Raw genomic sequence first — 24268 nt, 5'->3', positions numbered from 1 at the left:
GGACGTTATACCACTGCAAGCGACCGCGCGAAGGTAATCGAACGCGGGCGATCAAGGTGTTCGGTTGGCCTGCCTTGCCGAAGGCCGTGGATACGGACGAAAAAACGCCGCGGACGATCTGTCCGCGGCGCGAGTCGTCACTCATCCATGGATCAAGCGTCGGCCAAATAGCGATCAACCGCGTCGGCAAGGACGTCAAGCGGGACGGGTTTGCGAAAGACTTGATGCGCACCCAAAGAATGCATTCGCAATTCGAGTCCGTGTTCGTTCAGTCCGGTCATAATCACGACCGGGATTTGCGCCGTGTCAGGGTGTTGTCGCAGTTGCGCCAACACTTCTTCGCCGCTGGTGTTGGGCATGTGCAAGTCCAGCAGGATCATCACCGGATTGAACTTGAAAGCAAACTTGTATCCTTCATCGCCTTCATGGGCGCGGACGACGTCATAGCCACGCTGTTGCAGTTTTAGTTTCAATCCGTGCAGGAATTCGGCATCATCGTCGATGCACAAAACCCATGGTCGATCGACAGGATACTCAGCCACTTCATGGGCACCATGTGCGCGTAGACGCCGTTCCTCGGTCGCATCGATGGCGATCAAAGTGGCGAGTACCGATTCAGGGACCGCTGAAAAGTCCGGTGAGTCGAACTGAGGATCTTGGTTGCAGGAATTATTGAGATGGTTCATCGTTTTTGCGACTGGTAGGTAGGTAGGTAGGGAGTTGGGAGGGCGATCGTGGTAAGAGAAAAAACGGATTTCGCCAGCGTTACGGATGGCGATGGCTAGGGAATTGAAACACCGACTGGATCAAGTGTCGTGACGTGCGAGTCGGTGATTTTTGTGAGTGCTCGACGAACGTCTTCAAACACCGAGCTCGATTTATGAATGTGTCCGGCGCCGAGTTCCTGACACGATCGCAGTGTTTCCGCGTCGTTCAGGCCGCTCACGAAAATCAATTCGATCTCCCGAACACTTTCGTCTTCGTTAAGGAATCGAAATGCCGTCAAGCCGTTTCCGGTCGGCGTCTCAATGTCGGCAATGATCAGGTCGTAAGAATCTTCCTTTAGACTTCGCATCAGCGACAGCCAATTGCGATTCAGAGTGACGCGGTGTCCCCAGCTGGACAAAGTCAGCCGCATGGTTTCGCCAAAGTCGATATCGTCGTCGATCAGTAGGATGTTCATGCTTCGATGGCTTTCAATTTGATGCTGTCGGACAGTTGCAATGCCATGCTTGCGGAAATCGCAGATAGCATGACGTCATTGGTGTAGGGCTTGGTAAGGAAGAATCTCGCGCCCGATTCAAGCGATGTGTTTTTGTCGCCAAGACTTGCGGAAGCAATCACGACGGGGATGGCGGTGGTACGTGGATCGGCTTTGAGTTTCGCCAAAGCGGCCAGTCCGTCCATCACAGGCATTCGCACGTCCATCAAAATCGCATCGGGCATTCGTTCGACGGCCATGTCGAACGCTTCGAGCCCATTTTTTGCCGTGGAAACCTCATAGCCATTGAAGGCGATACGCAATCCAGTTCCATGACGAATCGCTTCATCATCGTCCACAACAAGGACGTGTCTCTTAGTTCGCATAGTAGACTCCCTTCACTTCGGCGGTACGTCCGCTGGAGAGTTTCGGGCCTTGATGTTTCGAATCAAAACGACGAGTCATCATCGCGATCGCTTCTTCGAGTTCGAAGCATCCTTCGGGTCTGAACTGAATGCACGGCAGCGGTCCTTGCGGCCGATTCCGATTGATCGATTCAATCTCGGCGGTCACGCGGGCTAGGAACTCCATCGATTGTTTTCGATTCGCTCGCAGGATCAAAATCCACTCGGTCGGTTGAGGGTGCAAAAGCAAATCAGGTGCACGAACCAGAAAGTTGAGCAACAGCTTGATCTCTCGCGCCGTTTCGTCCGTGATGTCTTGTTCTGCAGACGAAATCGAAAATATCGTGATCGGCTCAGTTGTTTCCGTTGCGCTGAGACGCGCGAAGTACCGTTTGGCAACTTCGGCGTCGTCGTCGTAGGGAACCGTGAAGGAAAACGTGCTTCCCACACCCACTTCACTCACCAGCGAAAGTGTTCCCAGATTCAGGTCAACCAATTCTTTGGCGATGTTCAGCCCCAGTCCGACGCCATCAATCGACTGGTGCAAACTCGTGTTGACTTGGCCGAATCGTTGGAAAATCAGTGCTTGCTGCTCTTCTTCGATTCCCGGTCCACGATCCGTCACCGAAAAGCAGCACTCACGCTGGGTATCGCTTGCGTTGACTTGGATCGTCACAGTATCTCCGGTAGCCGAAAACTTGATCGCGTTGACGATCAGATTGATCAGTGTCCGCGATATTTTTTCGGCATCGCCGAACAGCGTGCGTTTCGTTTCGTCCGGAGTGTAGGAAAGCTCCACGCCACGAATCGCGGCTCGCTGCCGAAGTCCCGAAAGAATCCGCTCGACAATTTCGTTCGGGTCGCAACAGTCTCGCTTTGCAGCCAACAATCCCGATTCGTGTCGGCTGATGTCAAGCATGTCGTCAACCATGTTGTTCAAGTCGTCAACACGATCCTCGATCACTCTTAACATTCGGCATTGGTCCGGCGCAATCGGGCCAACGACTCCATCTGCGAGAAGGTTTGCGTATTGCTTGACCACGCAAAGTGGCGTGCGAAATTCGTGCGAGACGTTGTTGACAAACGTTTGTGACGAATCACAAAGATTTTTTAAGTGAGCGTTTTTCTCTTCGAGCTCCACGCTTTGTTGCTGGAGTACTGATTTTTGGTTCTGGACGGCATCGACGAGGCGTTTGATTTCGTTGCGGTGCAGTTGGCGCTGGATGCTCTGCTGGACGGTTCGGTGAATGAATTGGAGGTCTGATTTGCAGAGGAAATTGTCAGCGCCACTGGAGATGGCTTGTATGTAGAGATCCTCATCATCCAAACCCGACAGCACAATGATCGCAGCCGAACGGAATTCGGAGCTCAGGCGGCTGACGGCGGACAAGCCTTCGGAATCGGGCAGGCCGAGATCCGTGATGATGACTTGAAACTGTTCGTGTTCAAACATTGCGATTCCGGCATTGAGCGTCGTCGCATGATGAACTTCGTATTCGCCAGCCGATCGACCAAGCGAGATCTTGACAAGTGTTGCGTCGCCCGGTTCGTCCTCAATCAAGAGAACTTTTGTTGGATCGTTATTCATTTCGTGCCCCGTTTATAAGTCGTCGTTCGTTGAGGAATGCGTGCCCGGCATTCGGACGACTTAAAACGCTAGGTCAGGACTTTGCCATTGAGATGGGGAAAACCTTACAAAGATCCAATTGGCGTATTCAATGGGTCGACGGCCGCCGGTAGACGATTCATTCGCGCAGGCCGTCGCAATCCGCGAAATCGTTACGCAGTGATCGCTTACGTAGCCATCGCTAGCCGCTGAGATCTGGTGAATTCACGCAACGGAGCACGTCAACGGACGGCTCGTTTTTGCCTGCCGCACCGGGCTAGCGGCGATTCAAGGGCGGGCAACCGAGACAAACGCACATCGGCGAATCGCCAACGCTAATCAGCTAAGCCAAGTTTTACGGCGCGGACGGCTGCGTCGGTTCGGTCATTCGCGTTGGTTTTGCGCAGAATGTTCTGGACGTGCTCTTTCACCGTCTCGACGCTGATGGAAAGTGATCTGGCGACCTCTTTGTTGCTCAGTCCCAACGCCACATGGCGCAGTACCTGAGCCTCGCGGCCGGTGAGGGGCATTTCCGCCGGCAGTTCTTCTGGGTTGATGACCCGTTGCATGATCTTTGAAATTCGCGAGAGCCGGCTGTCCTCGGGTGGGGGCTGGCCTTCGATGGCTCGCTTCAACGAATTTAGAACCGAACCGAACGAGACGCCCTTGAGGATGTAGTCCTGGGCGCCGAGAGCCGTCGCACGCGCGATATACGTCGGATTGTCATAGGAGCTTAAAACGACAACCTTCATGTCAGGATGAGACTCGCGTATTTTTTGTAGCGTTGCCAGTCCATCCGACGCCGGCATCTGGATGTCCAAAATGACGAGTTCAACGGAATCCGTACCGGCGAGGAATGTCACTGCTTCGCCCCCGGTTGCAACGGATCCTGCGATAGAAAACCCCTCGGTTTCTAGCATGCATGCTAAGCCCATTCGGGCTACGTCGTGATCGTCCACGATCAACACTCTCGAAATCATCCAGTCTCTGCCTATCCAATTGGTTTCGCAGCGCCGTCAATCATACGGACACCCCTGCGCTGAATTACAGTCACGATTGTTCACTAGTGCATGAAATTGCACCAGCCGGTGGGGTGCACGCAAAAATCCAATTCCTACAAAAAGCTTGTGATCGTTTTGAAGACGCTGGGTGCACTTCGCTCGTACTCCAATACGCGGTGAAGCCGCTTGAAAACCGCATTTGGTGCAAAATGCAGCGTTTTTTGGACGTGGAATGAACTGTGACCTAAATAAAGGAGGTTGGACGGCGGAAATGCACGCAGTCCCGAAACGAGACCGCCGATCCTCGGCGGAATCCGCCGCTGTGACGATTTGCCCGCATTTAGCGTATGAGTCTCGGAAATTCCCATGACAGTCTCCGCTTCGATCCTGCTCGTTGACGACGATCGCCATCTCGCCGAATCCATGGCGGCTTGGCTGCGCGAGATGTCGCATCGTGTCGAAACGGTCGCGACGCTCGCGGAAGCAAAACAGTCGTTGATTGCCGGTCAATACGACTTGGTGATGACCGATTTGCGATTGGGCAACGACGATGGCTTCGATCTGATCGGGCATATCAAGAAAAAGCATCCCGAAACTGCGGTCCTTGTGATCACGGGCTACGCGACACCCGATACCGCCGTCGAGGCCGTGCGTGCGGGTGCTTACGATCTGTTGACCAAGCCTTTAATCGATGACGAACTTTCGCTGTCGATAGAACGTGCGATCAGCCAACGCGAGATCACCCGTCAAAACGAAGAGCTTCGAAAGCAACTTGATCGACGTAGCGGTCTTGAGAACATTCTCAGCCACGACTATCGAATGATGAAAATCTTCGACGTCGTCGACAGCATCGCGAACGCCCGTGCCTCGGTTTTGATCACCGGCGAAAACGGTACCGGTAAGAGCATGATCGCACGCGCGATTCACGCTCGAAGCACACGGCGAAATGGTCCTTTCGTGGAAGTCGCCTGTGGCGCGTTGCCCGACACCCTGCTTGAAAGCGAGCTATTCGGACACGTCGCGGGCGCCTACACGGGTGCGAACACGAATCGTGCGGGCAAGTTTCAACTGGCCGATGGAGGCACATTGTTTTTGGACGAAATCGCGACTGCGACGCCCGCGATGCAAGTGAAACTGCTTCGCGTGCTACAAGAATTTCAGTTCGAACAACTCGGTGGTACCGAAACGCACTCCGTCGATACGCGGGTGATTTTGGCCACGAACGAAAACCTATCCAATGCGGTCGATACCGGCCGATTCCGACAAGATCTGTACTATCGAATCAACGTCGTCAACATCGTGTTGCCGTCGCTGCGAGAGCGGATCGGCGACCTGCCACTGCTGGTGGACCACTTCTTACGAGAGGCGTCGGAAACGTGCGGCCGCGAAGCGGAAAGTTTCGATAAAGACGCAATCAAAGCGATGCAGGCCTACGCTTGGCCGGGAAACATTCGTCAACTCGAAAACGTGGTCGAACGCGCCGTGCTGCTCGGTCGCGGCCCGGTCTTGACGGTCGACGATCTGCCACCGGAATTGACCGGTCGAGCCAGCGATCAGCAGGAAAGCTCCATTGCCGGAGCGTCGCGGGCGGTCAGTCTGGGCGACATCGATGGGAAGACGCTGCGTGATGCTCTGGAAGGTCCCGAGCGACAAATCATTTTGCAGTCGCTACGAGCTCATAATTGGAATCGCGCTGCCACGGCCGATACGTTGGATATCAATCGCACGACGCTTTACAAAAAGATGAAGCGCTTGGGACTTGATGATCCGCGGCTGCAGTACGCCTAGCTGGCGGATCGTGTTTCACAAAGCATGAAACGCGGCAGGCAATCTTTCTTAATCCTCAAGGTCATGCTGACCGATACAAAGCATACATATTGCTGTGTATCGACGTGCATCTCCCATCTGAGGATCGAACCCCGTGTCCGAGTCGGCAGCCTCCATCTCTAGCCTGCCACGCCGTGACGTCACGTCACCGCTTCGTCGTTGGGTCACCGAATGGGGATCTGCGGTCGTGGACGCGATCGTAACGATCGGCGATTTGACGCTGTTCACGTGGCGGATGTTGCGATGGATGTTCACTCGCTTACCCTCGCGGGGAACGCTGCTGATCAACTTCTATCAAGTTGGCGCGCTCAGTCTTCCGGTGGTCGCATTGACGGGGACCTTCATCGGAATGGTGTTGGCGGTTCAGAGCTACGCCCAGTTTCATGCGATCGGTTTGGAAACGCGGTTGGGTGTTGTCATCAACAGTTCGTTGGTCAAAGAGCTTGGGCCTGTCTTGGCGGCGACGATGCTTGCCGGTCGAGTGGGCAGTGCGATGGCAGCGGTGCTGGGAACGATGCGAGTCACCGAACAGATCGACGCGCTAACCACCATGGGGGCCGATCCGATTCACTATCTGGTTGTGCCCCGGTTCCTCGCTTGTATCTTGCTGATCCCGGCGCTCACAATCATGGCTGACTTCATGGGCATTGTCGGCGGATACTTTTACAGCGTCATCATTTTGGGGATCGACCATGCGGCTTACCTGAACCACTCGCGCGAAGGTGTCGCGGGCTTCGATTTGTTCAGCGGTATCTTCAAGAGCATCTTTTTTGGTGGCATCATTGCGGTGGTTTCGTGCTATCGCGGCTTCCATTGTGAACCCGGTGCCGAAGGTGTCGGCAAGGCCGCGACGACTGCGTTTGTGTACTCGTTCGTTCTGATTCTTACCGTTGACCTGTTTTTGACCATCGTACTGAATTCGATTTACTATTCGCTTTATCCGTCGGGAGCGTCATTCATATGAGCCAGCACTCCCATGAAAGCGACAATAGCGAAGGTGAATTGGCAGTGGTCGACAACCTGATCGATGTGGATCGTGTTTCCGTTCAGTTCGGTACCCAGTGGATTCTTCGCGACATTAGCTTGTCGATTGCCCGAGGGCAAACCATTTCGATCATTGGCGAAAGCGGGTGCGGGAAAACGGTTTTTATGAAAACCTTGGTCGGGTTGATCACCCCGACGATCGGGACGGTCGCCTTCGACGGGCTGACGCTGAACCAACTGAGTCATTCCCAGTTGGCCACCGTGCGAAGTCGCATCGGTTTCGTCTTTCAAAACGCGGCGCTGTTTGACAGCATGTCCATCTTTGACAACGTTGCGTTTCCGCTTCGGCAAAATGACGCGTCCGTCGGTGAGGCGGAGGTCCGTGATCGTGTGATGCAACACCTTGCCGAAGTCGGTTTGCCAAAGGACGTGACTCGTAAACGCCCAGCCGAATTGTCGGGCGGTATGCGAAAGCGAGTCGGGTTGGCGCGTGCGCTGATTTTGCGTCCCGATCTCTTGGTTTACGACGAGCCGACAACCGGATTGGATCCGATCATGAGCGACGTGATCAATGAACTGATCTTGGATACGCGTCGGCGATACCCAGTCACCAGTGTCGTGGTAACACACGACATGCACACGGCGCGCAAAGTATCCGATCGGGTGCTGATGTTCTATCCGCGTCGTCGTTTGGGTGAACATGATTCGCAAATTCTCTTTGACGGTTCACCGAGTGATCTCGAACATGCCGTTGACCATCGAGTCCGGCAATTCGTCCGTGGCGAAGCGGGCGAACGACTCAGCGAAATGGCGCAGGGGTTAGAAGACTAAATCATGGACGAGAACAAACTTAAATTCGGCGTCGGCGTTCTGGTGATCTCATCGATCGGGGTCGGCATCATCTTGACGTTTTTGTTTGGCGCTTTTCCGAGCGCCTTCAACAATGACTATGCGCTCAATGTTGTGTTCGAATCGGCCGAAGGCATTGGGCTGAACACGGCCGTCTATCGAGACGGTGTTCCCATCGGCCGCGTGTCCGGTATCGAGCTTCGGCCCGAAGGTGGCGTATTGGTGACGCTTGCGATGAAGAGTGATCAACGTTTGAACCATCACTACGTTCCCCAAATCGGGTCCGGCAACTTCGTCACGGGCGACTCCAAATTGGAGTTCGTTCGCACCGAAATGAATAAATTGCCGCTCAAAATCCAACAGGATCTGCAACTGCTCGAAGAACCGTTTTCGGATGGTGAGTTTTTGGAGTACGGCAGCAAGACACCGAGTCTGTTCGAAATGCAGAACGGAATTCAATCCAGCGTCGATGCGATCCAGATGGCCGCACAGTCGATCGCTTCGGCCGGCGACAGCGTCAATCAATTGGCGATGGAGGTTCGCCAGGTCGTCGGCGGAACCGACGGCAGGATCGATGCGGTTTCGCAAGAAGCCGTCAAAGCGCTCGAAGAATTTCAGGGCGCGATTCAAGACGCACGCGCCATCATCGGAAATCCCGAAACGCGGGCCGACTTGGAAGCGTCGATCGCCGAGTTGCCGGTGCTGCTAAATGATGCGCGTCAGACGCTGGAAGTCACGCAGGAAACTTTCAAGAGCTTCGAACGTGTTGGCAATCAATTCGAGCGTGTCGGCCAGGTGGCGGAAGAAACCGTGAATACTGCCAAGAAGACGGTCGAAGGGGCAAGCGGTGTGATCGGTAACGCAGAGAAAACGTTCGCCAATTTGGAACAGTTCACCGCACCGCTGGCCAATCGGGGTGATGAGTTGGTCGAAGAAGTGCTGCAAACCCTGGGGTCGGTGGAACGGACGCTCAGTCAAGTCGAAACGTTTGCCGGATCGCTGAACAACAGCAACGGAACGGTCAAGCGCCTGCTTGAAGACGACGAGCTCTACTACCAGATCCGACGAACCGTCGAAAATATCGAGATGGCAACGGCACGGATCCGCCCGATCATGGACGATGTGAGAGTGTTTACCGACAAGATCGCACGCGATCCAAGGGAACTCGGGGTCCGAGGTGCGCTTGGCAAACGCCCCAGCGGTTCCGGTTTGAAATGATTGCCCGCCGAGCGAGCAATCGGTAGTCAACCTAAAAGCGACGAACAGGCCTAGCTTGAAGCCCGCACTTTGCCGCGTGCTTTTCGGATCGCTAGTTGCTTGATCGCCATGTCTTCCAGTTTCGAACTCGGCAACGTTCGCGCTTCGTTGAGTTCTTCGCGAGCCTTGTCGTTGTCGATCAAATCCACCGGGATCAGTTTCCCGGTCAGGATATTGACGACGTTATCTTCGACTTGCGCAAAGCCACCGTCAACGTAGTAGCGTTCAGGGCCGGCGGCCGTTTGCAGACGCAGCGTTCCGAATCCGAGCCGACCAATCATCGGAGCTCTGCCTTTCAAAACGCCCAATTCACCGTCGTCCATCGGCAACGAGATGTAGTCGGCTTCGCGGTTGAGCGCGGTTTTTTCGGGCGTCACAACGACGCAGCGAAGGGATGCCATGATTACTTCGCCTTTTCTTTCTCGGCCATCTTCTTGTCCTGTGCTTCGGCTTGCTCGATCGCACCGACGTACATGAATGCTTGTTCTCGCAAGTGATCCCACTTGCCGTCGCAAATTTCTTCAAAGCTGCGAATGGTGTCTGCCAACGAGGTGATTTCACCCTTCTTGCCGGTGAAGACTTCGGCGACCAAGAATGGTTGTGACATGAACCGTTCGATGCGGCGTGCACGGTGAACGATCATCTTGTCTTCTTCGCTCAATTCATCCACACCGAGAATCGCGATGATGTCTTGCAGTTCGCGGTATCGTTGAAGAATCGTTTGGACCCGACGTGCGATCGCATAGTGACGATCGCCGACGTACTGGGGATCCAAGATCCGCGAGTTCGAAGCCAACGGGTCGATGGCCGGGTAAATACCTTTTTCCGAAATCGATCGTTCCAAGTAAATGAACGCGTCCAATTGTCCGAACGCCGTTGCCGGTGCTGGGTCGGTCGGATCATCGGCCGGAACATAAACGGCTTGCACCGATGTGATAGCCCCGTTCTTGGTCGATGTGATTCGCTCTTGCAGGGCTCCCATCTCGGTCGCAAGCGTGGGTTGGTAACCCACGGCCGAAGGCATCCGGCCCAACAATGCCGAAACTTCCGAACCGGCTTGTGAGAAGCGGAAAATGTTGTCCACGAACAACAACGTGTCGGCACCTGTCGAATCACGGAAGAATTCAGCCATCGTCAGTGCCGAAAGAGCAACACGAAGACGCGACCCTGGTGGCTCGTTCATTTGACCGAACACCATGCATGTTTGTTCGATAACTTTGCGGCCGGTATCGCCGATGACCGCTTCTTGCATTTCCAACCAAAGGTCGGTGCCTTCACGGGTACGTTCACCCACACCGGCGAACACCGAGTAACCACCATGCGCACTTGCGATCCGGGCGATCATCTCGGTCAAAATAACCGTCTTGCCCAGTCCCGCACCGCCGAACAAACCCGCTTTCCCACCGCGAACAAACGGAGTCAGGAGGTCGACAACTTTGATGCCCGTCTCGAACACTTCGGTGTTCGTCGACAGTTCGTTGACCGCAGGAGCTTGGCGGTGGATCGGGCGATAGTCTTCGGCCTCGACTGGGCCACGGCCGTCGATGGTTTCGCCAAGAACATTGAAAACGCGGCCGAGAGTCGCTTGACCGACTGGCACGGTCACTGGTCGGCCCGTGTCGACAACGTCCATTCCACGCATCATGCCTTCGGTACTGCCCAACGCGATCGCACGAACGCGACCGCCGCCGAGGTGCTGTTGCACTTCACCCGTCAATCGGATCGTAATGCCTTTGTGCTCGGAATTGATCGTGACCGCGTTGTAGATCGGCGGCAACTTGCCTTCGGGGAATTCGACGTCGAAGGTCGACCCGATGACCTGAGTTACGCGGCCGACACCATTTTCAGTTGCGATGGACATGGGGAGAGTAGGTTTTAGGGGTTAGGTATTGGGTATTCGTTTTGATTCGTATCGTTTGGCCGCAGCGAACCGCGGATTGGATTCGGCTATGAAGCCTATCCTTCGAGAGCTTCCACGCCACCGATGATTTCCATGATCTCGCCTGTGATTTGACTTTGGCGAGCTCGGTTGTAAGTCATCGACAACTGTTTGATCATGTCGCCAGCACTCTCGGTGGCGCCCTTCATGGCGATCATCCGTGCAACCTGCTCGCTGACGGCTGAATCCAAGAAGCACTTGAACAACTTAGCCTTGAAGCTGGTCGGGACCACTTCTTCTAAAATGCTTTCGGCGGACGGCAGGAATTCGTATTCCTTGTTATGGCCGCCGGTCATTGGTGCGGCGTCCGCATCGTCATCCGACAATGAACCCAGGGGAAGCAGCGTTTGTACCGTCGCGATCTGCCGACTGGTGCTGATGAATCTGGTGTAAACGATGTCCAGGCGATCGATGTCGCCCGAGATGTACTGTTCCAGATAACGATCGGCGATCTTCTCGACTTCGGCATAGGCCGGTTGGTCTTCGAATTGCTGATAAGTTTGATCCGTTTTGACACCGCGGAACTTCAATCCGTTGATGCCTCGTTTACCGCAGACATCGATATCGACGTTGCCGATCGAACTTTGCAGTTCCTTAATCAGCGGCATCGTGGTTCGAAGAACACTTGCGTTGTAACCACCGCACAGGCCTCGATTACTGGACAACACCAGGACCCGAACAGCTTTCGGGTTATCGCGTTTTTCCAACAGCGGGTGCTGCACTTCCGTCCCCGCCGCTGCCAAGCTGGCGACGATTTGCGAAAGCCGATCTGTGTAAGCGGTCACCGCCGCGGCACGGTCCATCGCTTTTTTATAGCGAGCCGTCGCAATCAACTCCATCGTCCGCGTGATCTTGCGGATGTTGCGGATCGATTTTCGACGTTTATCAAGGGCGCGAGCGTTGGCCATGGATCTTTACAGGCAAATTCGAAATGAAAAACTTCAGCTTTGAAATTCGTTAGTTGGTTCAGCGCCGTTCCGACTAGATAGCCGATTCGACGGGTTTGTAACCGCTCTTGAAGTCCTTGATGCAGGCCTCGATTTTTGCGGTGACTTCATCGGTCAGGTCCATTTTCTCTTCCAACATTGAAATCAACGCGGGGTGTTTGTCTTGGGCAAACTGAAGGAAATCAATTTCCCATTGCGAAACTGCCTTGACCGGCACATCATCCAAGAAGCCGCGGGTACCGGCATACAGGCTGAGCACTTGTTCGGTGACGCCCATCGGTCGGTATTGAGGCTGCTTGAGCAGTTCTACCATTCGGTAACCGCGATCGAGTTGCGATTGAGTCGCGGCGTCTAGGTCTGTGCCCAATTGGGCAAACGCTTCCAATGCACGGAAAGCCGCCAAGTCCAAACGCAAACCGCCGGCGACCTTCTTCATCGCTTTGACTTGAGCTGCACCACCGACGCGAGAAACCGAAATACCGGCGTTCATCGCAGGACGAATCCCGGCAAAGAACAAGTCGGGTTGCAGATAGATCTGTCCGTCCGTGATCGAAATCACGTTCGTCGGGATATAAGCCGAAACTTCACCTTCGAGCGTTTCGATGATGGGCAAGCTGGTGATCGATCCGCCGCCGAGTGCGTCCGACAACTTGGCCGAACGTTCGAGCAATCGACTGTGACAGTAAAACACGTCACCAGGGTAAGCTTCGCGGCCTGGTGGGCGACGCATCAACAAGCTCATTTGTCGGTAAGCAGTCGCTTGCTTCGACAAGTCATCATAAACGATCAACGCGTGGCCGCCGTTGAACATGAACTGTTCCGCCATGGCGGTTCCGGCGTAAGGTGCAACGTACTGCATCGGAGCTGGCGACGACGCACCCGCGACGATGATCGTCGTGTATTCCATCGCCCCGTTTCGCTCAAGAACGTCAACGATACTGGCAACGGCCGAGTCTTTTTGGCCGATGGCAACATAGAAGCACTTAACGCCCTTCCCTTTTTGGTTGATGATTGCATCGATGGCGATGGCGGTCTTGCCCGTCTTGCGGTCACCGATAATCAGTTCGCGTTGACCCCGTCCGATTGGTGTCATGGCGTCGATCGCCTTGACACCTGTTTGCATCGGCTCGGTGACCGGTTGGCGTTCTGCAACACCGGTCGCAATGATTTCAACAGGGCGAGTGATATCGGTTTGAACCGGACCTTTGCCGTCGAGCGGGTTGCCCAGCGGATCAAGCACGCGACCAACGACTGCGTCGCCGGCCGGCACCGACAGCAACGTGCCGAGGGCTTTGACTTCTTCACCCTCTTCGATAGTCAGGTAGTTGCCAAGAATGATGACTCCGACGGAGTTTTCTTCCAGGTTGAAGGCCAGCCCAATCGCACCGTTTCGGAATTCAACCATCTCGCCGGCCATGACGCCCGATAGCCCGTACACGCGAGCGATACCGTCACCGACTTCCAGAACGGTACCGACTTCGCGGACGTCCGTCTTGTTATCGAACTGTTCGATTTCTTGTTGCAAAACCGAAGCAATTTCGTCGCTGCTAAATTTCATGATATTTCAGGTGTGTTAACTGTGTTTCGTTTAACGCCTAGGCGAAGGCGCCGGCTTGTCTGGTTGTTGGCTTTCCGAAGGCAAGCCGGTGCCTTCGGCGGGGCATGAAACGATAAGGTTCACTCGGACGTGAACTGCGAAAAACGTTCGAGTATCTGACTCGAAAAACCTTGTCGAGCTTTCGTCGCCAATTTATTCAATCGGTTCTGAACGCTGCTGTCAAAAACCCTGTCTCCGATGCGAATCACCATACCGCCGACCAGTTCGGGATCGACCGATTCGTTCAGCTTGATCTGGGCATTCATCACCGAGCCAAGACGATCAACGATTTGCGAACGCGTTTGGTCATCTAATGGGACTGCGGTTCGGACCGATGCCACCACACGTCCCATCATGTCGTCAAAAATTTTGTCCGCGGCGTTGCGAACGGCACCGACGTACCCGAGTCGATCTCGGGTTGCCATGACTTTCAAAAAACGTAACAGCGTCGGATGAAGTTCGTCAGCAAAGACACGGTCGATGATGCGAAACTTTTCTGCCTGGCTGACACGAGGCGATGCAAACGCAGATTGTAGTTGGGGGCTGCCTGCCAAGTATTCGTCCACAATCATGGACAATTGACCGACGATCGTATCGGCAACTCCATCGCCTTGGCCCTTCGCGGCCGCGATCAGCGCCCGAGCATAGGTTTTTCCTAGCTGTTCGGCGCCGGTGTCGAGCACCGTATCGTGTTTGACGTTTTCAGTCATGGGATTCGCGGTAACCTATTTGTTGCGACTTAGTTGTTGCTGGGGAGACGCTCGAGCGACTGACGAATCAGTTCTGCGTGATCGCCTGAATTCAGCTCGCGTCCAACGATCGCTTTGGCAACGTTGATCGCCATGTCCGACGTTTGGCCAGCCAAGTCGGACAACGCTACTTTCTTCGCTGTTTCGATATCACTGATTGCGCGGACACGTTGCCGGTCCGCTTCTGCTTTCGCTTCATCAACGATCTTTTGTCCCGCCGTTTCCGAATCTTTGCGAGCGTCAGCAAGCATCGTTTGGACCTTGGTCGACGCTTCGTCGATCTTGGACTGGTAGTCGTCCAAGAGTGCTTTCGCTTCCGCGTTGGCCTTGGCGGCCTGTTCCAATTCGCCGAAGATTTTCTCTTCGCGAGCCTTCAACCCACCAAGGAGCACGGGCCATACGAATTTCGACAGGATTGCCAAAACGCCAAGAAAGATCGCCAAGTTGCAGATTGCCGAACCGAAGTCAAACTGCAAAAGCGGAGGCGTCCCCGCTTCGTCAGCATGCGAGTCGTGACCGGCGTTGGCCACCGAGCCATCGTCGTGATCATGGTTGGCGAGATCGTGTCCATCATGGTCATGACCATCGTGATCGTGATCAGCCTCCGCTGTCTTCACAGCATCGTCGGCATTTGCCGGCGGCGAGGGCAACGACACGAACAAAAACAACGACATCACGACGAGCAGACGTCCCATAGCGGACAACATCGATTGGCCTTTCAAGATCATTGGTAAACTTTCGAAGCGAGCCGCTTTGCCGCCCACCAGTATTCGCAACTTGACGGAGCGAATCTGATCGTGCGGACGACGAAGCGAGTGCGAGCACAATTAGCGGATCAGCAACAGGATCAACGCGATAACGGTAGCACCTTCGATCAGTGCGGCCGAAATCAGCATTTGAGTCGCGATGGTTCCGCTGGCTTCGGGTTGACGCGAGATCGCTTCAACAGCCGAGCCCCCGATTCTGCCGATGCCAAGACCAGCACCGACGATTGCCAAACCCATTCCGATACCAACACCGAGGGTGCCGAAACCAGAGTCAACCGTAGCCTGCGCCAACAACGTTGCCATTTCTAACATCTTCAAATTGCTCCTGAGAAAAATCTCGTTTGATTCTCACCGCACACGAAACGATTCGGATTGGCGAGTGATTACTAAAGGGGAAAGGGGTTAGTTCGTGAAATTTCGCTTAGCCAGCCGGGTCGTGCATCGGCGTGATGCGTTCGGGTGACAGAAGTTTGTCGAGGTCCATTTGATTTTCGTCGCTAAACGGATGCTCGTCTTCAGAATGATCGTCATGGTGGTGAACAGTCGCAACCTGCGAAATGAACAGCACAGTCAAGAACGTGAAGATGAACGCTTGCAGGAAGCAAATGAACAGCTCGAGTAAAGTCAAGACGATGCCGCCACCGATCACAGCCAACTGGACTCCGTAACCGAGTCCGAGTGATACCTTCACGGCCATGAAAATCAAGCCGATGAACGCCGCAATCACCAAGTGACCGGCCATCATGGTTCCGAATAATCGCATCGCAAGGACGACGCATTTGATGACCAGTCCGATCCACTCCAAAATGTAAAGCGGAATACCGATCGCGAGCATCTTGGGATCATCCCAGCCGATCGGGTTGAAGTGCGCGAAGAACGCTTTTGCACCCGTCTCTTTGATGCCGATGTAGAGAATCGCGATGAAGCTTCCGAGCGCCAAGATGACGTTAAGCGACAGGTTCCCCGTGGCCGTGCCCCCATAATGCATATCATGAGGGTCACCGCTGATCAGGTACATGATCGATCCGATCGGAATCAAACCAAGCAGGTTTGCAAACAGGACGAAGAAGAAGATCGTCCAGATGTAGTAGATGTATTTATCAGTTTTTTCATGCAGGTTCGGTCGCACGACTTCGTCGCGAATGAACGTGCACATGGTTTCAAAAAGCTGAGCAACGCGGCCCCGGGTTTGATAGGCAGTCAAGCCTTCGCCCTTGACTCGCACGCGACGTGATACCCACCAAAAAACCAAGATCACCATGATCGCGGCAACGGCCGACATCATCAGGTGGTTGGTGATGTGAAAATTGTACACGCCGTCATAAATGTTCAAGGCCGGAATGTCACCACCGCCCGTCGCGATGCTGAAGAGCGGCTCTTTGGTCAACGCGTGCGGCACCACGTGTGTGACAGGATTATCGGCGGCGGCAATCAGCAAATTCATCCGAGCGTGGATTCCGTCGAAGGTGAATGTAGAGTTTGAAAAGCTTGATAGGGGGTGTCACCACTATCGTGGCGTTGCCCATGTGTCAGGTCGATTCCAGATGCGCCGCGCGCAAGCAGTGCAATCTCGGTCGCTGTCAGCAAAATATACCAACCGCAGACAAAAATCGCAGCAGTTGTCGCCGGCAAGCTAGATTGATAACGGCACGCGACGAACAGTGCAACGGTGCCTGCGAAGCGAATTGCCATCGCCGCCGCCGCGCCGATGATGAACAGATGTGTGGTTTGTTGGGTCTGTGCCAAATCTGGCGATACCTCGGCGGCATGGGATGTTCGAGTCGCGGCGGGCGACTTCAACATCAGCCCCGGTAAAAGCGAAGCAATCGTGATAATTCCGCTGGCGAGCGACACTGTTAAAGTGGGCTCGATCCAACCGGGAGCGTAAAAAGCTTCCAATACGCAAATCACGCAAGTCATTGCCACCCAGACCAGCATGGAGCCACGTAGTGCGTCGGCAAAAATCCTGCCGACACTCAAGATGGGTTTTCGGTCTTCGGGCGAATCGAACACGTGGGTCTAAAGGTTTTGAAAAGTCGTTGTGAAAAAATGCAACTTCATCGTCGCTAGGAAGCATCGTTGGCGCTGGTCGCCCGTTGTATGAAACGAAACATGCCGAACGAAAATCCGATCAGCAGTCCGATCGCAGTAGCGATTGGACGCGATGAATCAAAGTATCGATCGAAGCCATAACCAACGGCCGCCATGCCGAGCGAAACACCGGACAGCTCTAAGCCGGCGCTCACAAATTTCGTCCAGGTCTTCGACGAGGATGGTTTACGAGCGGGGAGATGTGGCTCGCCGTCAACCTCGCTCGGGTTTCCTGCCATCGCTTCACTCGCCGTTTCTTTGAGGACTGAAGTCAAACGTTGGTCTTGGGATCTTTGAGGGACAGTGTGACTGCAGATCGGTTTGCCACCAGAGGCAGCGACGGATCGCCGCACCTGGGCCGCCTGGTCAACTTGTGCTCCTTGCCGCCCGTTGGAAGAAATGCCCCGGCTGGTCGAAATGTCGCGGTCGTCGTCAGATCGGGGAAGTGAAAATATGCAGATTGAGTCGCGGGAAACGGCCGTGAGTGTCTATTTTCCAGCCAATGTGGTCGAAAACCCCCCCTCGCATCTAGAACTTTCTAACAACCCTTGCAATAATGATTCAGGTGACGATTGTGCCATTACCGCGTATTGAACGGACACGAACCGAACCCTCGGTTGTCATAGGCAAAGCCTGAGGCAGAGTGGTAAAGTCGTAGGTTCAGACCAAGTTTGGGCACCCCCGCCAGTCACAGCCTGCCTTTGCAGTTGCTGCGTCAGCGAGATCGAAACCCGCTGGGACGCCAACTTGACACGGGAAACACAGCTTGCGAGCAGGACGAGACAGCCAGCTGATTACATATCATCGATCGACGCGGCTACGGCCGAGTCTTGAAATCCTGGGAGGTGCACATGATTACTACCGCAGACTTGAAGGCACAGACGCGTCGCGAGCTGGCGGATTTAGCCCGAAACTACAATGTGCCGGGCTGGCATGGCATGAAGAAAGACGAGTTGGTCGAGGAAATTCGTAAGGTCCAGCGACGGCTTCGACGTAAATCAACGTCGAGTAACAGCACCTCAGAATCAAAGCTCGCTTCCGCGAAGGCGACGACTCGGAAGACGCCTCAAAAGGTGTCTGCCAAGGCGAAAAAGGCCTCCAGTCCTGTCGCGTCCAAGACGGCAACATCGAAGCCTTTAGATGCGAAGTCAGCGACATCAAAATCGGCAACATTGAAGGCTTCCGCGTCGAAGCGAAACGCTGTCGCTTCGGATGCCGGCAAGGTTGAAACCGTCGCCAAGCAGGCCGCGCGAACAACGAAATCAACGTCCTACAAATCGGATCAGCAGCGGCTCAACAAGCCCGTGCCGAAGTTGCCCGAGCCGCGTATTGATCCGAAGACCGCTCGCATTCGCGCTCAAATGCGGAAGCGTCGCGAAACCATGATGAAGAACAAGGATCTGTCGACGGGAATGCTTGTTGCTGGTGCCGCGGTCAACCATGGTGCCCAGCGGACACGCGGCGACGAACCGCACCAGGACCGAGTCGTTCTGATGGTCCGCGATTCGTTCTGGTTGCAAGCGACTTGGGAAATCACGCGTGCAAGTGTCCAGCGGGCTCAGTCCTCGCTCGCCGAACGATGGCACACGGCGATGCCAGTACTGCGATTGTTGGCGGTCAGTGAGGTGGACTCCAACGGGGCTGAGCGGACCGAGCGTGACATTCCAATCCACGGTGGTGTCAACAACTGGTACATCGATGTCGACGAGCCACCGTCGCGGTTCCGCGTCGCGGTCGGTTATGTCACATCCACGGGCGAGTTTCATACCCTTTGCCGCAGCAATGTGGTCGAAACGCCTCAACCCAATGATTGCGAGCGTTTGGACGAACATTGGCATGACATCGCGGAAGATTACGAGCGGATCTACTCGCTCAGCGGTGGATACGACACCGACGCGGGTGACTTGAAAGAAGTCTTTGAAGAGCGGCTGCGAAGGCCGATGCCCATTCGCGGTGACAAGGGGCAAACCGTTGGCGATCCGTCGCTTCTTCGTCAGTCCCAATTGCCATTCGAAGTCGATGCTGAGTTGATCATTTTCGGAAAGACTCTGCCGTCGGCATCCGTTTTAGTTTCCGGTCGCCCGGTCAAGTTGCAGCCCGACGGTTCGTTTACCGTTCGTATGCAGCTGCCCGATAAGCGCCAGGTGTTGCCCGTCACCGCCGAAAGCCGCGACGGATTGCGTCAACGAACGACTGTTGTTGCCGTCGAACGCAATACGAAAGTCATGGAGCCGGTCGAATTAGAAGACCGTTTCTAACATGATTCGCAGACGTCACTTTGCGGTTTGACCGCATCGGAAAGGCCAGGAATCGTTGCGGCGTGCTGATCACGCCCACCGATCCCTGGCCTGTGTCTTTTACACCCTTTCGCCTTTGTAAGTTGGTCGTTCATGTTGCGGTTTTTGTCCTGTTGTGTGGTTGCGTTGGTGGTTTCCGCTGGTCTCTGTCGCGCTGAAGGCGTGAGAAATTCGTCGCTAAAGATCTTGGTCGTCACGGGTGGCTGCTGCCACGACTATGACTTTCAAACCAAGGCGATGCAGTTGGCGTTTGCAAAACACGGCGTCGACGCCACATGGACGGTGGTGAATGATGGTGGAAACGGGACCCAGGCGCAGATCGATATGTACAAAAAGTCAGATTGGGCTGACGGATTCGATGTCGTGATTCACAACGAGTGCTTCGCCGCCACAACGGATCCTGACTACATCCGGTCGATCACAAAGACACATCAAGGGGGTGTGAATGCGGTCGTGATCCACTGTGCGATGCACACGTACCGCGAAGCCGAAATCGATGATTGGCGGGAATTCTTGGGAGTCACCAGCCGCCGGCATGATCACCAAAGCCATTACAAGATTGACGTGATCGAAAAGGACCATCCCATCATGGCGGGATACCCGAGCGACCACGTCAGCGCAATGGACGAGCTCTACGTGATCGAAAAGCTATGGCCCAATGCGACCGCGTTGGCGACCTCGGTCAGCGAAAACGACGGCAAAGTTCATCCCGTGCTTTGGACAAACCAGTACGGCAAAGCCCGTGTTTTCGGGACCACCTATGGACATTCCAACGAGACGTTCGAGGACGAAGTGTTCCTGCGGGCGTTGGTCCAGGGTACCCGGTGGGCTGCTGGAAAGTGACGGGCAGCGGGCAAGTGGCCTCGGCAATGCTCGCCAAATAGCGTCCCTCCATCCGATCGTCGCTCGATCGCTATTTTTTTACCAGCGACCAATCGCGTCGTTGGCGACTGCTGGGGATGCCCATTTTCTTTCGGTACTTCGTGACGGTTCGCCGCGCGACCGTCATGCCGGCTTTCTTCAATTCATCGACAAGTTTTTCGTCGCTGTGCGGATCGCTCTTGTCTTCCTTGTCGATCAATTCTTGCAGTTTTAGCCGGATCGTATCCCAGGCGACATCGTCGCCGTCTTCCGTTTGTGTTCCGCCGACGAAAAACCGCTTCAATGGCAGGATTCCTCGCGGGGTCTGGATCCATTTGTCGTCGACCGCTCGGCTGACCGTGGTGACGTGTACGCCGACCTTGTCTGCAATTTGTTGCATTTTCAGTGGCTCGATGGCTTCCGGGCCTTCGTCCAAAAAACGTTTTTGGTGTGCAACGATGGCTTCGGCGACCTTGGTCAGCGTGCTGCGTCGCTGTTCGATCGAATCGATCAACCACTGGGCGCTGTTGATCTTATTCTTGATGAACTCGCGTTCTTCGGCCGAACTGTTCGGGTCCTGCAGGCGACGGCGATAGTACTCGCTGATGTAAAGTTGAGGTACGCGATCGTCGTCAAGGCGAACGGTGTAGTCGCCGGCCTCATCCACTTCCAGGATGATGTCCGGCGTGACATTGGGGACGTAGGTTTCCATGAATGCCGCGCCCGGTTTCGGGTTCAGGCCGTGCAACTCATCGCGTACCGTTTGGATCAGCTCGATCGAATAGCTGGTCTTCTTGGCAATTTGCGGCAAGCGGTTCTCGGCAAGATCGGAAAGATGATCTTTGATCAGCCTGCGCATTTCTTCGAAATGCGGGAACGAAGGTTTGATTTGCATCAGCAAGCATTCGCTCAAATCACGCGCCGCAATTCCCGTCGGCTCGAGCGATTGCACAATGGCAAGCGCCTTGTCGGCCGTGGCCAAGTCATCGGCGGTGTGTCCCGCCGGCATCAAGTCGGCGAGCGGTGAACGCAGGTAACCGCCATCGCGGGCATCCAGCGTGCTGATGATCCGTTCGGCCATTTGTTCGACATCGTCGTCGATGTCCAATTCAGCCAATTGGTGCAGTAAAAAATCGTTCAAGGATTCCGGGCGCGAAACGGCGTTAGCCATCAAGTCATGGCGACGGTCGGCGTCTTCAGAAACTCGGTTTGCCGAACGCTTGAACGACTCGTCGAACGTGTTGGGCAGCTCCGAAATCATGTTCTGAAGCCGCTCGAAATCCTCTTGATTGCTGTGGTCGTTGTCGACCACTAACTCTTTCTCATTCTCACTGCGCGCGTCTTTGTCGGGCGGATAGTCGTCGTCGCCCTCATCATGGGCAAGTGGGTCAGATTCAAGCTGTTCCAGAAGCGGATTCTCGCTCATTTCCTGTTCGACGCGTTCTTGGAGCGCCATTGTCGGAAGCTGCAGAATCTCCATCGACTGGATCATCCGAGGAGCCAGTTTTTGGGTTTGCAATTGTCGGGCCTGCAGGCCCATCGACATCCGCATTGGAAGTTCTCTTCGTTGGAAAGTTGCGCGTCGGCTGTCGACCAAAAATCGACACACCCCAAACATCATACCGCAACGAAGCGCCACCAGAGCGAATTTCGTTCCGATGTAGTCGGATTTTACCGGCTGCGGTAGGAAAGATTGCCGCTTATAGCTTTTGTCGACCGGTCAACGCATCAGCAATCATCTCTCGATTCGCATATTCGAGGACGCTGCCGGCCGTGATACCCCGCGCCAAACGAGTGATTTCCACGGGAAATTCGCTCAAAAGGTTGCTGATGTACAGCGACGTCCCGTCACCTTCGACGGTCGGATTGGTCGCCATAATTATTTCGACAAAATTTCCAACTCGGACCCTTTCGACCAGATCGTCGATGGTCAGTTGGTCAGGGCCGATGCCGTCCAGGGGAGCGATCCGTCCAAGCAGGACGTGGTAAACCCCCTTGAAGATGGATGCCTGTTCCAGGCTCATCAGGTCGCGGGGTTGCTCGACCACACACAGTCGGGTCAGGTCTCGACCCGAATCGGCACAGATCGAACAGGTTTCCGACTCGGCCAAATTGAAGCACGTCGCACAATAGCGGACGTCTTGTCGCACGCGTCGGATCGATTCGGCTAGCGCCAGTGCCTCCGATTCGCTGACACGCAACAAATGAAACGCCAAGCGTTCGGCGCTCTTGCGGCCGACCCCCGGTAATCGTCCCAATTGTTCGACCAGTTCGGCGACCGCGCCGGCATGCTTGCTCATCGCGATCAGCCGCCTCCGGTCAACGTCGTAATGATGCTGTCCAACCCTGGGATCTTCAGGTCGAGGTCGTTGACCAGATGGCTAATCGATTCAGCATACAGCTGTTTGGCGGCCGCGCCGGCGGCGTTGGTCGCATCGGCAATTGCTAATTCCAATGGTTCGCCCGACAGCGAGCCGTCGGCGATTTTTACAGATTGGACATGGCCGGTGCCCGACATCGTCACGTGAACGGCACCACAGCCCGACGACGCGCTGACTGATTCGGATTTCATTCGATCGTTCAGTTCTTTGATGCGATCGGGCAATTGTTGGATCGACCCCATCATCGACGCGATGTTGCCGATATTTCCGAGTCCTTTGAACATGGGTGGTTACCTTGATTGGGATGAGGCGGTTTGCGAAGCCGAATTGTATCGCGAAATCAGCCTGCCGATACGCATCGCCTAGACAGTCGCCAACTCATCGATCGACCATTTCGTAAAGTCGCTCGGGTCCCGTTGCACCCGGTTGTAGACAGTGTCGCGTTCGACGGGATCCCGACCCGCTTCGACGATCAATTGCTTGATGTCATCGACCGACAAGCACTCTGGTGTCGTCGCGCCGGCATCATGGTAAATCAACTCGTGACGAACCGTTCCGTCGATGTCATCGGCACCGTAAGCGAGTGCCGTTTGGGCCGTCTCGATCCCCAGCATGATCCAGTATGCCTTGACGTGTTGGACGTTATCCAGCATCAGTCGGCTGATCGCCATCGTTCGCAGATCCATCAGCGCCGATGGTTTCTTGAGATCCGAAAGCTTGGTGTTTTCGGGGTGAAATGCCAACGGAATGAAAACTTGGAAGCCGCCCGTTTCGTCTTGGAGTTCGCGTAGACGCAGCAGGTGGTCGATGCGATGAAACGCATTCTCGACGTGACCATAAAGCATTGTGCAATTCGTTCGCAGTCCGATTTGGTGCGCCGTTCGGTGAATGTCCAACCACGCGTGCGTGTTGGCTTTGTGTTCGCACAATTGGTCACGAACTTCCGGGTGAAAAATCTCCGCGCCTCCGCCGGGCATGCTGCCCAGTCCGGCCGAACGCAAATCTTCTAATACCCAGCGCACGGATTTTTTGGTCTGAAACTCGAACCAATTGATTTCAACCGCGGTCCAGCCCTTCAGGTGAATCTGCGGGAAATTTTCGTGCAGCAACTCGATCAGATGGCGATACCACTCGTACGGTTTTTGGTGGTGAAGCCCGCCGACGATGTGCATCTCGGTGCAACCGTTTTCCGTCGCTTCACGCCCGCGAGCGATGATCTGGTCGTCGCTCATCACGTACCCCTTGGGGTCACGCAGATCGCTTCGAAACGCGCAAAACCGGCATCGGTACACGCACACGTTGGTCGGATTCAGGTGCGTGTTGATGTTGAAGTAGCCGACGTTCCCGTTTTTTCGCTCGCGAACGAAATTGGCCAACTCGCCGACCGCTTGCAGTGAAACCTGTGGATCGTAAAGAAAGATGCCATCGTCGAGGCTCAATCGCTGGTCGGCTTCGACCTTATCGCGAATTTCTCGAAATCGGGCAGCACGTTCAGTCGCGTTCATCATCT

25 protein-coding genes are annotated in these 24268 nt (G+C 54.9%); 6 read left to right on the top strand and 19 right to left on the bottom strand.

What is annotated here, in order from left to right; genetic code table 11:
* Positions 1–152: 152 nt before the first annotated feature.
* From Poly51_RS24840 to Poly51_RS24820, 5 genes are all read right to left on the bottom strand, one after another.
* Positions 153–686, bottom strand: a complete 534-nt coding sequence (locus tag Poly51_RS24840) for a response regulator (RefSeq protein WP_146461166.1) — start codon at positions 684–686, stop codon at positions 153–155.
* Between the two features lie 95 nt (positions 687–781).
* Positions 782–1183, bottom strand: a complete 402-nt coding sequence (locus Poly51_RS24835) for a response regulator (protein ID WP_146461164.1) — start codon at positions 1181–1183, stop codon at positions 782–784.
* Positions 1180–1587 carry a response regulator gene (locus Poly51_RS24830; protein ID WP_146461162.1) on the bottom strand — a complete coding sequence of 136 codons (408 nt, stop codon included), beginning with the start codon at positions 1585–1587 and terminating at the stop codon, positions 1180–1182. The genes Poly51_RS24835 and Poly51_RS24830 overlap by 4 nt, the downstream gene beginning before the upstream one ends.
* Complete coding sequence (locus Poly51_RS24825) at positions 1577–3193, bottom strand: ATP-binding response regulator (RefSeq protein WP_146461159.1); 1617 nt, start codon at positions 3191–3193, stop codon at positions 1577–1579. The genes Poly51_RS24830 and Poly51_RS24825 overlap by 11 nt, the downstream gene beginning before the upstream one ends.
* 353 nt (positions 3194–3546) lie before the next feature.
* Positions 3547–4191, bottom strand: coding sequence for a response regulator (locus tag Poly51_RS24820; RefSeq protein ID WP_146461156.1), 645 nt, complete (start codon positions 4189–4191; stop codon positions 3547–3549).
* Between the two features lie 387 nt (positions 4192–4578).
* Between Poly51_RS24820 and Poly51_RS24815 the strand changes: the two genes are divergently transcribed.
* The 4 genes from Poly51_RS24815 to Poly51_RS24800 all read left to right on the top strand — a co-directional run bounded on the left by Poly51_RS24815 (position 4579) and on the right by Poly51_RS24800 (position 9090).
* Positions 4579–6000, top strand: a complete 1422-nt coding sequence (locus tag Poly51_RS24815) for a sigma-54-dependent transcriptional regulator (protein WP_146461154.1) — start codon at positions 4579–4581, stop codon at positions 5998–6000.
* A gap of 133 nt (positions 6001–6133) precedes the next feature.
* Complete coding sequence (locus Poly51_RS24810) at positions 6134–7003, top strand: MlaE family ABC transporter permease (RefSeq protein ID WP_146461152.1); 870 nt, start codon at positions 6134–6136, stop codon at positions 7001–7003.
* Complete coding sequence (locus Poly51_RS24805) at positions 7000–7854, top strand: ABC transporter ATP-binding protein (protein ID WP_146461150.1); 855 nt, start codon at positions 7000–7002, stop codon at positions 7852–7854. Before Poly51_RS24810 ends, Poly51_RS24805 begins: the two co-directional genes overlap by 4 nt.
* Before the next feature lie 3 nt (positions 7855–7857).
* Complete coding sequence (locus Poly51_RS24800; protein ID WP_146461148.1) at positions 7858–9090, top strand: MlaD family protein; 1233 nt, start codon at positions 7858–7860, stop codon at positions 9088–9090.
* Positions 9091–9140: 50 nt separating this feature from the next.
* Here Poly51_RS24800 and atpC read toward each other — a convergent pair whose 3' ends face one another.
* From atpC to Poly51_RS30715, 10 genes are all read right to left on the bottom strand, one after another.
* Positions 9141–9530 (bottom strand): ATP synthase F1 subunit epsilon, encoded by a 390-nt coding sequence (gene atpC, locus Poly51_RS24795; protein ID WP_146461146.1) that lies wholly within the window; start codon positions 9528–9530, stop codon positions 9141–9143.
* 2 nt (positions 9531–9532) lie between these two features.
* Complete coding sequence (gene atpD / locus Poly51_RS24790; protein ID WP_146461144.1) at positions 9533–10990, bottom strand: F0F1 ATP synthase subunit beta; 1458 nt, start codon at positions 10988–10990, stop codon at positions 9533–9535.
* Between the two features lie 95 nt (positions 10991–11085).
* Positions 11086–11976, bottom strand: a complete 891-nt coding sequence (gene atpG, locus Poly51_RS24785) for an ATP synthase F1 subunit gamma (protein ID WP_146461143.1) — start codon at positions 11974–11976, stop codon at positions 11086–11088.
* A gap of 73 nt (positions 11977–12049) precedes the next feature.
* Positions 12050–13573: a F0F1 ATP synthase subunit alpha gene (gene atpA, locus Poly51_RS24780; protein WP_146461141.1), complete on the bottom strand. Its 1524-nt coding sequence runs from the start codon at positions 13571–13573 to the stop codon at positions 12050–12052.
* 119 nt (positions 13574–13692) lie between these two features.
* Positions 13693–14322, bottom strand: coding sequence for an ATP synthase F1 subunit delta (atpH, locus tag Poly51_RS24775; RefSeq protein ID WP_146461139.1), 630 nt, complete (start codon positions 14320–14322; stop codon positions 13693–13695).
* A 29-nt stretch (positions 14323–14351) separates the two neighbouring features.
* Positions 14352–15068 (bottom strand): F0F1 ATP synthase subunit B, encoded by a 717-nt coding sequence (gene atpF / locus Poly51_RS24770; protein WP_146461137.1) that lies wholly within the window; start codon positions 15066–15068, stop codon positions 14352–14354.
* Between the two features lie 120 nt (positions 15069–15188).
* Positions 15189–15440, bottom strand: a complete 252-nt coding sequence (atpE, locus tag Poly51_RS24765; protein WP_146461135.1) for an ATP synthase F0 subunit C — start codon at positions 15438–15440, stop codon at positions 15189–15191.
* A 109-nt stretch (positions 15441–15549) separates the two neighbouring features.
* Entirely contained in the window at positions 15550–16572 is a 1023-nt protein-coding gene (atpB, locus tag Poly51_RS24760; protein ID WP_146461133.1) for a F0F1 ATP synthase subunit A, read from the bottom strand.
* Positions 16569–17141 (bottom strand): hypothetical protein, encoded by a 573-nt coding sequence (locus tag Poly51_RS24755; protein ID WP_146461132.1) that lies wholly within the window; start codon positions 17139–17141, stop codon positions 16569–16571. The genes atpB and Poly51_RS24755 overlap by 4 nt, the downstream gene beginning before the upstream one ends.
* 53 nt (positions 17142–17194) lie before the next feature.
* Positions 17195–17374: an AtpZ/AtpI family protein gene (locus Poly51_RS30715; protein WP_186775789.1), complete on the bottom strand. Its 180-nt coding sequence runs from the start codon at positions 17372–17374 to the stop codon at positions 17195–17197.
* Positions 17375–18070: 696 nt separating this feature from the next.
* Here Poly51_RS30715 and Poly51_RS24745 point away from each other — a divergent pair.
* Both Poly51_RS24745 and Poly51_RS24740 read left to right on the top strand, forming a co-directional pair.
* Positions 18071–19477: a DUF4912 domain-containing protein gene (locus Poly51_RS24745; protein WP_146461128.1), complete on the top strand. Its 1407-nt coding sequence runs from the start codon at positions 18071–18073 to the stop codon at positions 19475–19477.
* 201 nt (positions 19478–19678) lie between these two features.
* Positions 19679–20359 carry a ThuA domain-containing protein gene (locus tag Poly51_RS24740; RefSeq protein ID WP_246114747.1) on the top strand — a complete coding sequence of 227 codons (681 nt, stop codon included), beginning with the start codon at positions 19679–19681 and terminating at the stop codon, positions 20357–20359.
* 70 nt (positions 20360–20429) lie between these two features.
* Here Poly51_RS24740 and rpoN read toward each other — a convergent pair whose 3' ends face one another.
* From rpoN to mqnE, 4 genes are all read right to left on the bottom strand, one after another.
* Positions 20430–21929 (bottom strand): RNA polymerase factor sigma-54, encoded by a 1500-nt coding sequence (gene rpoN / locus Poly51_RS24735; protein WP_146461124.1) that lies wholly within the window; start codon positions 21927–21929, stop codon positions 20430–20432.
* A 148-nt stretch (positions 21930–22077) separates the two neighbouring features.
* Positions 22078–22677, bottom strand: a complete 600-nt coding sequence (gene recR, locus Poly51_RS24730) for a recombination mediator RecR (RefSeq protein ID WP_146461122.1) — start codon at positions 22675–22677, stop codon at positions 22078–22080.
* 5 nt (positions 22678–22682) lie between these two features.
* Entirely contained in the window at positions 22683–23042 is a 360-nt protein-coding gene (locus Poly51_RS24725; protein WP_146461120.1) for a YbaB/EbfC family nucleoid-associated protein, read from the bottom strand.
* A gap of 78 nt (positions 23043–23120) precedes the next feature.
* Complete coding sequence (gene mqnE / locus Poly51_RS24720) at positions 23121–24263, bottom strand: aminofutalosine synthase MqnE (protein WP_146461675.1); 1143 nt, start codon at positions 24261–24263, stop codon at positions 23121–23123.
* Between the last annotated feature and the right edge of the window lie 5 nt (positions 24264–24268).

It is taken from the genome of Rubripirellula tenax (assembly GCF_007860125.1).
GTDB classification, from domain to species: Bacteria; Planctomycetota; Planctomycetia; order Pirellulales; family Pirellulaceae; genus Rubripirellula; species Rubripirellula tenax.
This window is presented reverse-complemented; position numbering and strand designations above follow the sequence as displayed.

Coding starts and splice junctions, on each gene's coding strand:
- atpC (WP_146461146.1), bottom strand. CDS start 9,530: ATGGCATCCCTTCGCTGCGTCGTTGTGACGCCCGAAAAAACCGCGCTC.
- Poly51_RS24745 (WP_146461128.1), top strand. CDS start 18,071: ATGATTACTACCGCAGACTTGAAGGCACAGACGCGTCGCGAGCTGGCG.
- Poly51_RS24800 (WP_146461148.1), top strand. CDS start 7,858: ATGGACGAGAACAAACTTAAATTCGGCGTCGGCGTTCTGGTGATCTCA.
- Poly51_RS24725 (WP_146461120.1), bottom strand. CDS start 23,042: ATGTTCAAAGGACTCGGAAATATCGGCAACATCGCGTCGATGATGGGG.
- Poly51_RS24825 (WP_146461159.1), bottom strand. CDS start 3,193: ATGAATAACGATCCAACAAAAGTTCTCTTGATTGAGGACGAACCGGGC.
- Poly51_RS24840 (WP_146461166.1), bottom strand. CDS start 686: ATGAACCATCTCAATAATTCCTGCAACCAAGATCCTCAGTTCGACTCA.
- mqnE (WP_146461675.1), bottom strand. CDS start 24,263: ATGAACGCGACTGAACGTGCTGCCCGATTTCGAGAAATTCGCGATAAG.
- atpD (WP_146461144.1), bottom strand. CDS start 10,990: ATGTCCATCGCAACTGAAAATGGTGTCGGCCGCGTAACTCAGGTCATC.
- Poly51_RS24815 (WP_146461154.1), top strand. CDS start 4,579: ATGACAGTCTCCGCTTCGATCCTGCTCGTTGACGACGATCGCCATCTC.
- Poly51_RS24830 (WP_146461162.1), bottom strand. CDS start 1,587: ATGCGAACTAAGAGACACGTCCTTGTTGTGGACGATGATGAAGCGATT.
- Poly51_RS24805 (WP_146461150.1), top strand. CDS start 7,000: ATGAGCCAGCACTCCCATGAAAGCGACAATAGCGAAGGTGAATTGGCA.
- rpoN (WP_146461124.1), bottom strand. CDS start 21,929: ATGCGGATGTCGATGGGCCTGCAGGCCCGACAATTGCAAACCCAAAAA.
- atpB (WP_146461133.1), bottom strand. CDS start 16,572: ATGAATTTGCTGATTGCCGCCGCCGATAATCCTGTCACACACGTGGTG.
- Poly51_RS24820 (WP_146461156.1), bottom strand. CDS start 4,191: ATGATTTCGAGAGTGTTGATCGTGGACGATCACGACGTAGCCCGAATG.
- atpF (WP_146461137.1), bottom strand. CDS start 15,068: ATGTTGTCCGCTATGGGACGTCTGCTCGTCGTGATGTCGTTGTTTTTG.
- atpG (WP_146461143.1), bottom strand. CDS start 11,976: ATGGCCAACGCTCGCGCCCTTGATAAACGTCGAAAATCGATCCGCAAC.
- recR (WP_146461122.1), bottom strand. CDS start 22,677: ATGAGCAAGCATGCCGGCGCGGTCGCCGAACTGGTCGAACAATTGGGA.
- Poly51_RS24835 (WP_146461164.1), bottom strand. CDS start 1,183: ATGAACATCCTACTGATCGACGACGATATCGACTTTGGCGAAACCATG.
- atpH (WP_146461139.1), bottom strand. CDS start 14,322: ATGACTGAAAACGTCAAACACGATACGGTGCTCGACACCGGCGCCGAA.
- atpA (WP_146461141.1), bottom strand. CDS start 13,573: ATGAAATTTAGCAGCGACGAAATTGCTTCGGTTTTGCAACAAGAAATC.
- atpE (WP_146461135.1), bottom strand. CDS start 15,440: ATGTTAGAAATGGCAACGTTGTTGGCGCAGGCTACGGTTGACTCTGGT.